General features: G+C 72.5%; 11 protein-coding genes. 6 read left to right on the top strand and 5 right to left on the bottom strand.

The features are described 5' to 3' along the window. The 4 genes from leuD to ABD213_RS07560 all read left to right on the top strand — a co-directional run bounded on the left by leuD (position 1) and on the right by ABD213_RS07560 (position 3,126). Complete coding sequence (gene leuD, locus ABD213_RS07545) at positions 1-603, top strand: 3-isopropylmalate dehydratase small subunit (protein WP_344326511.1); 603 nt, start codon at positions 1-3, stop codon at positions 601-603. 153 nt (positions 604-756) lie between these two features. Further along, a complete protein-coding gene (locus ABD213_RS07550) occupies positions 757-1,227 on the top strand; it encodes a hypothetical protein (protein ID WP_344326513.1) in 471 nt (156 codons plus the stop codon). Between the two features lie 214 nt (positions 1,228-1,441). Continuing rightward, positions 1,442-2,119 carry a lysophospholipid acyltransferase family protein gene (locus tag ABD213_RS07555; protein WP_344326516.1) on the top strand — a complete coding sequence of 226 codons (678 nt, stop codon included), beginning with the start codon at positions 1,442-1,444 and terminating at the stop codon, positions 2,117-2,119. Next, positions 2,116-3,126, top strand: coding sequence for an NAD(P)H-dependent glycerol-3-phosphate dehydrogenase (locus ABD213_RS07560; RefSeq protein ID WP_344326518.1), 1,011 nt, complete (start codon positions 2,116-2,118; stop codon positions 3,124-3,126). The genes ABD213_RS07555 and ABD213_RS07560 overlap by 4 nt, the downstream gene beginning before the upstream one ends. 18 nt (positions 3,127-3,144) lie before the next feature. Here ABD213_RS07560 and ABD213_RS07565 read toward each other — a convergent pair whose 3' ends face one another. Continuing rightward, positions 3,145-4,209 (bottom strand): trans-sulfuration enzyme family protein, encoded by a 1,065-nt coding sequence (locus tag ABD213_RS07565; RefSeq protein ID WP_344326520.1) that lies wholly within the window; start codon positions 4,207-4,209, stop codon positions 3,145-3,147. A 36-nt stretch (positions 4,210-4,245) separates the two neighbouring features. On the opposite strand from ABD213_RS07565, the gene ABD213_RS07570 reads away from it, so the two are divergent. Continuing rightward, complete coding sequence (locus ABD213_RS07570) at positions 4,246-5,322, top strand: D-alanine--D-alanine ligase family protein (protein WP_344326522.1); 1,077 nt, start codon at positions 4,246-4,248, stop codon at positions 5,320-5,322. A gap of 91 nt (positions 5,323-5,413) precedes the next feature. On the opposite strand, the gene ABD213_RS07575 is transcribed toward ABD213_RS07570, so the two are convergent. Continuing rightward, a complete protein-coding gene (locus tag ABD213_RS07575; RefSeq protein WP_344326524.1) occupies positions 5,414-5,863 on the bottom strand; it encodes a DUF3515 domain-containing protein in 450 nt (149 codons plus the stop codon). Positions 5,864-5,866: 3 nt separating this feature from the next. After that, entirely contained in the window at positions 5,867-6,103 is a 237-nt protein-coding gene (locus tag ABD213_RS07580; RefSeq protein ID WP_344326526.1) for an Lrp/AsnC family transcriptional regulator, read from the bottom strand. Positions 6,104-6,183: 80 nt separating this feature from the next. Here ABD213_RS07580 and ABD213_RS07585 point away from each other — a divergent pair, with 80 nt between their 5' ends. Next, positions 6,184-7,158, top strand: a complete 975-nt coding sequence (locus ABD213_RS07585) for a thiamine-phosphate kinase (protein ID WP_344326528.1) — start codon at positions 6,184-6,186, stop codon at positions 7,156-7,158. Here ABD213_RS07585 and ABD213_RS07590 read toward each other — a convergent pair. Both ABD213_RS07590 and ABD213_RS07595 read right to left on the bottom strand, forming a co-directional pair. Further along, positions 7,146-7,415, bottom strand: a complete 270-nt coding sequence (locus ABD213_RS07590) for a hypothetical protein (RefSeq protein ID WP_344326530.1) — start codon at positions 7,413-7,415, stop codon at positions 7,146-7,148. The two genes, ABD213_RS07585 and ABD213_RS07590, sit on opposite strands and share 13 nt — an antisense overlap. Positions 7,416-7,745: 330 nt before the next feature. Beyond that, positions 7,746-9,155, bottom strand: coding sequence for an amidase (locus ABD213_RS07595; RefSeq protein ID WP_344326532.1), 1,410 nt, complete (start codon positions 9,153-9,155; stop codon positions 7,746-7,748). Positions 9,156-9,157 lie beyond the last annotated feature (2 nt).

The following is a 9,157-nucleotide window of genomic DNA, read 5'->3' on the forward strand; positions in this document are numbered from 1 at the left end:
ATGGAGAAGTTCACCTCGCACACGGGTGTGGGCGCGCCGCTGCGCCGCAGCAACGTCGATACCGACCAGATCATCCCCGCCGTCTACCTCAAGCGCGTGACCCGCACGGGCTTCGAGGACGGGCTGTTCGCCGCCTGGCGCAGTGACCCCGAGTTCGTGCTCAACCGCGACGCGTACACGAACGCGACGGTGCTCGTCGCCGGGCCGGACTTCGGCACGGGCTCCTCCCGTGAGCACGCCGTGTGGGCGCTGCAGAACTACGGCTTCAAGGCCGTGATCAGCTCGCGCTTCGGCGACATCTTCCGCGGCAACTCGGGCAAGGCCGGGCTGCTGGCCGCGCAGGTCGACGAGAAGGTCGTGCAGCGGCTGTGGGACCACCTCGACGCCGACCCCGGCGCGACCGTCACGGTCGACCTCGAGTCGCGCACGGTGCGTGCGGGCGAGGGACCGGACGCGATCGAGGACTCCTTCGAGATCGACGACTACACCCGCTGGCGCCTCCTCGAAGGCCTCGACGACGTCGCCATCACCCTCTCCCACGCCGACGACATCGCCGACTACGAGTCGCGGCGTCCGGGGTTCAAGCCCGCCACCACTCCCTGACCCGGCTCGCGGTTTACCACGGTCCCAGGGCAAGCCTGTTCTCCCCGCGGCAGATCTGCCGCGGGGAGAACAGGCTTGCCGGGGGACCACGGAAGACGTCGGTCACGACGGCGACTCTTCCGGTGCGGTGACCGGGGCCCTAGGCTCGAGCATGTGCCCGAGGTCGTGGTCGTGCAGGAGTCGGTGGTCGCCGCACCGGTCCAGCAGGTCTGGGCACGCGTCGTCTCGCCGGACGGCATCAACCACGAGCTCGGTCCGTGGCTGCAGATGAGCATGCCCAGTGGTGCCGCCACGCTGACGGTCGACACCGTGACGATCGGGGCCCCCCTGGGTCGCTCGTGGATCCGTCTGTTCGGCCTCGTGCCGGTCGACTACGACGACCTCGTGATCGTCGAGCGGGAGCCGGGGAGGTTCTTTCGCGAGGAGTCGACCATGCTGTCGGCCCAACGGTGGCGGCACGAGCGTCGCCTCGACGTCGTCCCCACCGGACACACCGTCGTGCGCGACCGGCTCACCTTCGTCCCGCGCGTTCCCGGCCGACTGGCGGCATCGGCGCACCGCCGCGTCGTGGCGGCGTTGTTCGCCCACCGGCACCGTCGCCTCGCTGCCTGGTTCCCTGGCTGACCGCCTCCCGCGACGTCCCACCTCCCACGGCAAGGCCGTTCTCCCCGCGGCGGATCTGCCGCGGGGAGAACAGCCTTGCCGTGGGACCGTGGTAAACCGCGAGCCGGCGGGGCCGTCGGGTGGCCGGGCGACGTACTAGGGTGCGGGCATGGGTCGGTGGTCGTTTCTCCCGCGGGCATCGCGCTGGGTGGTCAGGATCGTCCGGCCTCCACTCATGGTCTTCACCCGCCGCGACTGGCGGGGCGTCGAGAACTTCCCCGAGGGCGGGTTCGTCGTCGCCGCGAACCATCTCTCCCACCTCGACCCCTTCGTGCTCTCGCACTTCATGGTCGACAACGGCGTCGTGCCGCGGTTCCTGACCAAGGACCCCCTCTTCCGGGTCAGGGTGATCGGCTCGATCCTGAAGGGCGCCGAGATGATCCCCGTCTACCGCTCCACCTCCAGCGCCGTCGACTCGCTCAGGGCCGCCGTCGAGGCGGTGCGGGAGGGCAAGGTCGTCACGATCTATCCCGAGGGGACCATCACCCGCGACCCCGACGCGTGGCCGATGTCGGGTCGCACAGGTGCCGTCCGCGTGGCGCTCGAGACCGGCGCGCCGCTGGTCCCGGTCGCCCAGTGGGGGGCGCAGGACGTCCTGTGGCCCTACAGCAAGCGGCCGCGGCTCCTGCCGCGCAAGACCATCCACATGCGCGTCGGGGAGCCGTTCGACCTCTCCGACCTGCGCGGACGTGAGGCGACGGAGCAGGAGATCGTCGCCGCCACCGACCGGCTCATGGACACCCTCACGGCGATGGTGGCCGACATCCGCGGCGAGCTGCCCACGCGGCCCAGGATCGACGTGCACACCCTCGCCAAGCCCCGCACCAGTCACGACGAGACGGAGCAGACATGACCACTCCCGCCACGACCACCGCCGCCGTGATGGGCGCGGGGTCCTGGGGCACCGCCTTCGCCCTCGTGCTCGCCGACGCCGGCAACGACGTCCGCATCTGGGGTCGACGCCCCGAGCTGTGCGAGGCGATCAACGCGACGGGCCAGAACCCGGACTACCTGCCGGGGATCGACCTGCCGGACCGCATCACCGCCACGTCCGACCCCGCCGAGGCGCTCGCCGGCGCCGACGTCGTGGTGCTGGCCGTCCCGTCCCAACAGCTGCGCGCCAACCTCACCGAGTGGGGTGCGCACATCGGGGAGCGGGCGGTCATGGTGAGCCTCATGAAGGGCGTCGAGCTCGGCACGCACAAGCGGATGAGCGAGGTCATCGCCGAGCTCACCGGCGCGGGTCCCGAGCGCATCGCCGTCGTGTCCGGACCGAACCTCGCCAAGGAGATCGCGCGACGAGAGCCCGCGGCGAGCGTCGTCGCGTGCGAGGATCCCGCCGTCGCCGAGCACCTGCAGCGGCTGTGCCACTCCGAGGCGTTCCGTCCCTACACGATCACCGACGTGATCGGCGCCGAGCTCGGCGGCACCACCAAGAACATCATCGGCCTCGCGGTCGGCGTCTGCCAGGGGCTCGGCTTCGGCGACAACACGAAGGCGTCGGTCATCACCCGCGGACTGGCCGAGACCGCACGCCTCGGCCACGCCATCGGTGCGGACCCGATGACGTTCGCCGGGCTCGCCGGCATGGGCGACCTCGTGGCCACCTGCTCCTCGCCGCTGTCTCGCAACCGCACCTTCGGCGAGAAGCTGGGCCAGGGGCTCAGCGTCGAGGAGGTCGCTGCGCAGACACGGCAGGTCGCCGAGGGCGTCAAGTCCTGCCAGTCGGTGGCCGAGCTGGCGGCACTGCACGGCGTCGAGATGCCGATCGTCGACCACGTCGCGGCCCTGATCGCCGGAGACATGACGCCCGAGCAGCTCGTGAAGGCGCTCATCTCGCGCCAGGCCCGCCCCGAGTAGCGAGCGACCGGGCGTCGCTCAGACCGCCTTCAACGACCGGGTGATGTCGGTCCAGAGGTCCTCGACGTCCTCGATCCCGACCGACAGCCGCACGAGGTTCTTGGGCACCGGCTTGGGCTCCAGGGCGTGGCGACGGCGACGCTCCCACGTCGACTCCACGCCACCGAGGCTCGTGGCGTGGGCGATGACGTCGCTCTTCTCGGTCAGCCGCGTGGCAGCCTCGGGTCCGGCGTCGACCTCGAAGGAGACGATCGTCCCCCAGCCGGGGAAGCGGACGCCACTGATGCCGGACAGGTCGGCGAGGCGCTCCGCGAGCTCGGTGGCGTTGGCCTCGGCACGGTCCAGCCGGACGTGCAGGGTGCGCAGCCCGCGCGTCGCCAGCCAGCACTCCATCGCACCCGGCGTGGCCCCGCCGGACGTGCGCCGCTTCTCGACGGCCTTGTACCCCCGGTCCTGGTTCGTCACCACCGCTCCGAGCAGGAGGTCGCTGTGGCCGCCGATGAGCTTGGACGCCGAGTGCACGACGAAGTCCGCACCGAGCTCCAGGGGTCGCTGGCGCAGCGGGGTGGCGAAGGTGTTGTCGACCGCCACGGCCGTCCCGCGTCGCGCCGAGACCTTCGCGATCGCGGAGACGTCCGCGGTCTCCAGCAGCGGGTTGGTGGGCGACTCCAGCCAGACCAGGCTGGCGTCCTCGGCAGCCGAGAGCACACCGGTGGTGTCGGCGACGTCGACGAGCCGCAGCTGGATCATCGAGCGCTTGGCGCGCTGCTGCAGGGCGTCGAGCGTCCCGGAGTAGGCGTGCTTCGGCGCCACGACGGTGCCCCCGACCGGCACCAGGTCGAGCAGGGCGGTGATGGCTCCCATGCCGGACGCGAACGCGAGGGCCCGGCCACCCTCCAGGGCCCCGAGCACCTCCTCGAACGGTTCCCACGCCGGGTTCGCCTGGCGGGCGTAGTCCGGACCGTCTCCGGGGACGTAGGCCGTGGCCAGCGTGAGGGGCGCGTTGAGCGGAGCGCCGGGGGTGCGCGAAGGCCGTCCCGCACCGACGGCGATGGTCGAGGGTGACAGCTTCGATCCGCGCATGCGTTCATTGTGCCGGGGCCGATACAGTGCTCGGCGATGAGCCCCTCCTCGCGTGGAACCGCAGACCGGCCCCGACTCGCCGTCGTGTTCGGCGGGCGATCCAGCGAGCACGAGGTGTCGTGCCTGACGGCCCGCAACGTCGTCGCGGTGGTCGACCGGGAGGCCTTCGACGTCCTCACCGTCGGCATCACGACCGACGGGGCCTGGGTCCGCGACCCGATGGACTGGGACGGCCTCGAGGCGGGCACGCTCCCGTCGGTCGCCCCGGACCTGCCGCCCTTCTCCTGGGACGACCTGCGCGACGTCGACGTCGTCTTCCCGCTCCTGCACGGGCCGTGGGGGGAGGACGGCACGATCCAGGGCCTGCTCGAGATGGCTGGCGTGCGGTACGTCGGTGCCGGCGTCCTCGCCAGCGCTGCCGGCATGGACAAGCCGTTCACCAAGTCGTTGTTCAGCGCCGGTGGCCTGCCGCAGGTGCCCCACGTCACCGTCCTGCCGCAGCAGTGGGCCGACCCGGCCGGGCGCGAGCGCGTCCTCGACCGGGTGCGGGCTCTCGGCATGCCCGTCTTCGTCAAGCCGTCGCGCGCCGGGTCCAGCTCGGGGGTCACCAAGGTCGACCACGCCGACGACCTCGAGGCGGCCGTCGAGTCGGCTCGAGCGTTCGACCCGAAGGTCGTCGTGGAGGCTGCCGCCCGTGGCAAGCGCGAGCTCGAGGTCGGCGTCATCCAGCGACCCGACGGGACACCGTGGGCGAGCGTCGTCGGGGAGGTCGTCCAGGCACCGGACTCCCAGCACGCGTTCTACGACTTCGAGGCCAAGTACCTCGACGGGACGAGCAGCAACGTGGTGCCTGCCGACGTCCCGGACTCGGTGGCCGAGCAGGTCCGCACCTACGCCGTGCAGGCGTTCGCCGCTCTCGGTTGCGAGGGTCTCGCGCGGGTCGACTTCTTCCTCACCGACGACGGTCTGGTGATCAACGAGATCAACACGATGCCGGGCTTCACCTCCACGTCGATGTTCCCGGTGCTGTGGCAGGCGACGGGCGTCGACTACGCCGAGCTCGTCGGGCGACTGCTGGACCTCGCGTTGGAGCGGCCGGTGGGTCTGCGCTGACCCCGTGCCGGGCTCGCCCGGTGGACGACCCGGCCCGACGTCGGCCCCTTTCCCAGGGAGCTCAGACCCAGGGAGCTCAGACCCAGGGAGCTCAGACGCAGGGTTGCTCGACCGGCACGTTCCCGGTCACCACGTCGGCGAGGTCGACCAGGACGTCGGCGGCGGGCTGCACGGGGGCGGGCACCTCGACGCTCACGTTGGCCGCACGTCCGATCGTCGTGAAGACCCGACCGTCGGCGCCCCGCTCCTCGAACCATCCGACGCCCTCGACCTCGTAGCACGGGGACGTCGGCTCGAGGGCGTCCGGATCGGGCACGCCACAGCGCAGGACGACCGGCACCTCGCCCCAGGCGCCGGCGGGGACGTCCTGCGCGACCTCGCGACGGTCCTGCCCGGCCACCTCGGCCGGCAGGTCGGCGACGAGCGCGTCGCACAGGTCCGCCGTCCCGGGCTCGCGGGCGTAGGAGTCGACGAGCACTCCGGAGCTGCAGCCCGACACGACGAGGGCAATGGACGCGAGCGCGGCGGGAAGGGCCCGCACGGCTCAGATCCGGACGATGGGGCAGGTGAGCGTGCGCGTGATGCCGGGGACCTTCTGGATGGAGGAGACGACGAGGGTGCCGAGCTCGTCCATGCTGGGCCCCTCGGCCCGGGCGATCACGTCGTAGGGTCCGGTGACGTCCTCGGACTGGGTGACGCCGCTGATCGCCGCGATCTGCTCGGCGACCTCGGCGGCCTTGCCCACCTCGGTCTGGACGAGGATGTATGCCTGGACCGTCATCGGACCTCCTGCTCGTGAACCTCGGGACACGCTACCGGACGAGCCGCCGGGACCCGCACCGGCTCGGGGAGAATGGACCGATGACCACCAGCGACGACCGTCCCGCCGAGGCCCGTGTCAGAGACGTCGGGGAGTTCGGGCTGATCGACCTGGTCCGCGCCGAGCTCGGGTCGGGGTCGCGGGTCATCGTGGGGCCGGGGGACGACGCCGCCCACCTCGACACCGACACCGGCCGGGTCCTGGTCTCCACCGACGTCCTCGTCGAGAACCGGCACTTCCGGCGCGACTGGGCGAGCGCGGAGCAGATCGGTCGTCGGGCGGCGGCCAGCAACCTCTCCGACATCAATGCGATGGGCGGACGGGCGACCGCCGTGACCGTCGGCCTGGCCCTGCCGGACGACCTCCCGGCGGCCTGGGTGGTCGACCTCGCCCGAGGCCTGGCCGCCGAGTGCGAGCGCGTCGGGGCACACGTGATCGGTGGTGACATGACGGCGGCGGACCAGGTGGTCATCGCCGTCACCGTCATCGGGGAGACGAGTGTCCCGGTCAGGCGACACGGGGCGGCGCCCGGTGACGTCGTCGCCGTGGCAGGGCGCCTCGGGTGGTCGGCCGCGGGCCTCGCCGCGCTGAGCCGCGGCTTCCGCTCGCCGCGCAGCGTCGTCGAGGCCCACCTCGTCCCGCAGCCCCCGTACGAGGCCGGGCCCGCGGCCGCGGCGGCCGGCGCGACCGCCATGATCGACGTGAGCGACGGGCTGCTCGCCGACGTCGGGCACGTCGCGCTGGCCGGCGGGGTGCTCGTCGACCTCGACTCGGGTGCCCTGGAGGCCGACGAACCGGTACGCACGGTGGCCGGCGCGCTCGGACGCGAACCCATGGACTTCGTGCTGGGCGGCGGGGAGGACTTCGCCCTCGTGGCCACGTTCGGTCGGCACAGCGAGCTGCCGAGCGGGTGGCGCCGCATCGGCGAGGTGCTGGAGGCCTCGAGCCGTGCGCCGGGCGTGCTCGTGGACGGTGAGGAGCCTCCGGTCGAGCCCGGACACCGTCACTGGGGCTGAGCAGCAGCGACCAGCGTCGCTCGGATCACCACGCCCGGTTCGTCGTCGGCACGTGCGAGCAGGCGACCGGTCGCGTCCCACACGCCCGATCCGCCGGCGGTCCGACCGTTGCCGTGCCCCGCCTCGCCGGCGTGGCTGGAGAGCACCACCGGCACGTCGTGCTCGGCGGCGATGCGCAGGGCCCGCTCCTCGAGCTCGGCGTGCTCGTCGGTCCGGTGGACGAGTCCCGCGCTGTAGACGTCGGGTCGCTGGGACACACCTGAGCCCCGGCACCGGTCACCTCGAGGACCGCGATGCGTCGGGCGCCGTCGTGGACGACGGCACCGGCGAGCGCGGTCGACCCGGCACGACCGCAGGCCTCGACCAGCGGCCGCAGACGATGGTCGGCGGGCTCGAGAGGGTCGACGTCGAGGTGGTAGCCGGTGAGCGAGAGCTCGGGGTAGACCACCAGTCGCGCCGACGAGGTCGCGACGAGACGCGCGTGGTGCTCCGCCGTCGCGGCGACGTCACCGCGGACGAGTCTCGGCTGGGCGGCCGCGACCGTGAGGTGCGACGACCGTGCCGCTCGGGCCGCGAGCGCCGGCGTCTCAGTCCTGGATGCGGGCGAACGGTCGGGCGGCCTCGAGCTCGTAGGCCAGCTCGAGCAGCGTCCGCTCGTCGCCGTGGAAGGCCGAGAAGTGCACGCCGAGGGGGAGTCCGTCCTGTGTCGTGGCCAACGGCAGCGACAGCCCCGGAGCTCCGCACGCGTTGTGCAGCGGGGTGTAGGAGACGTAGCGAAGGAGACGTTCGAACATCTCCGGGAACGGGACCGTGGGAGCGATGTGCCCCAGCCGCGGGGTGGTGTGCCCCAGGACGGGGGAGAGGGCGACGTCGATGCCGGCCTCGGCGAAGCGCTCCCGGTACAGGTGCTCCGAGCGTCGGAGCTGGTACACCGCCCCGGGCGTGCGCCACGCGTTGCGCAGGAACCGTCCGGCCAGGAACTGGGTGAGGGGATCGGTGGCGGAGGCGTCGAACTCGGGGTGGAAGATGCGCGCGCCGAAGCGCTGGGTGGAGAAGGCCAGCAGCGACCAGTAGTGCGCGAAGGCGTCCTTGAACTGGGGTGCGACGGGCAGGGGGATGTCGACGACCTCGTGACCGAGATCCTCCAGCAGTGCCGCGGTGTCCTGGACCGCCTGGGCCGTCTCGGCGTCCGGTGGGCCGGTCAGCGACTCGACGATGACACCGACCCGCAGGCGACGGCTGGAAGGGCCCTGCACGTGGCCGACGTGCGGCAGCCCGGGCGCTGGCCGATGGCGCTCCGCGGCGGCGAGGAAGGCTGCGGTGTCACGCACGGAGCGGGTGACGACGCCGTTGCAGACGATGTCGACGGGCATGCTCGCGGCGTGGTCGTCGGGCGCGAGCCGGCCCCGGGTGGGCTTGAGCCCCACGAGTCCGCACGCCGCTGCCGGGATGCGGATGGACCCACCGCCGTCGTTGGCGTGGCCGATGGGCACGACACCGGCGGCGACGAGGGCGGCCGACCCGCCCGAGGACGCGCCGCACGAGAACTCGGGGTCCCACGGGTTGCGGGTCGGCGGCAGGTGCTCGAACTCGGTGGTGGCGTTGAACCCGAACTCCGGCAGCGTGGACTTGGCGACGACGACGGTGCCGGTGGCCTTGAGCTGGCGCGTGAAGGGGGCGTCCGCGACGACGGGTGTCGCGGGCACCGCCAGCGAGCCGTGCCGGGTGGGCAGGCCGGCGACGTCGGTGTTGTCCTTGACGAGGCCGGGCACCCCGGCGAGGAGGCCCTCGGGGGGCGCGGCCGCTGCGGCGCGGGCCCGCTCGTAGTCGGTGACGACGAGCGCGTCGAGGAACGGGTCCACGGCCCCGGCGCGGGCGATCGCCGCCTCCACGACCTCGGTCGCGGACACGGTGCCGCCACGAACGGCCTCGGCGACCCCGACAGCGTCGAGGTCGCCGAGAGCATCGTCGCCGAAGACGTGGACGCGGGGGCTCATGT

Origin of the sequence: Aeromicrobium halocynthiae (assembly GCF_039531385.1) — a bacterium.
GTDB classification, from domain to species: Bacteria; Actinomycetota; Actinomycetes; order Propionibacteriales; family Nocardioidaceae; genus Aeromicrobium; species Aeromicrobium halocynthiae.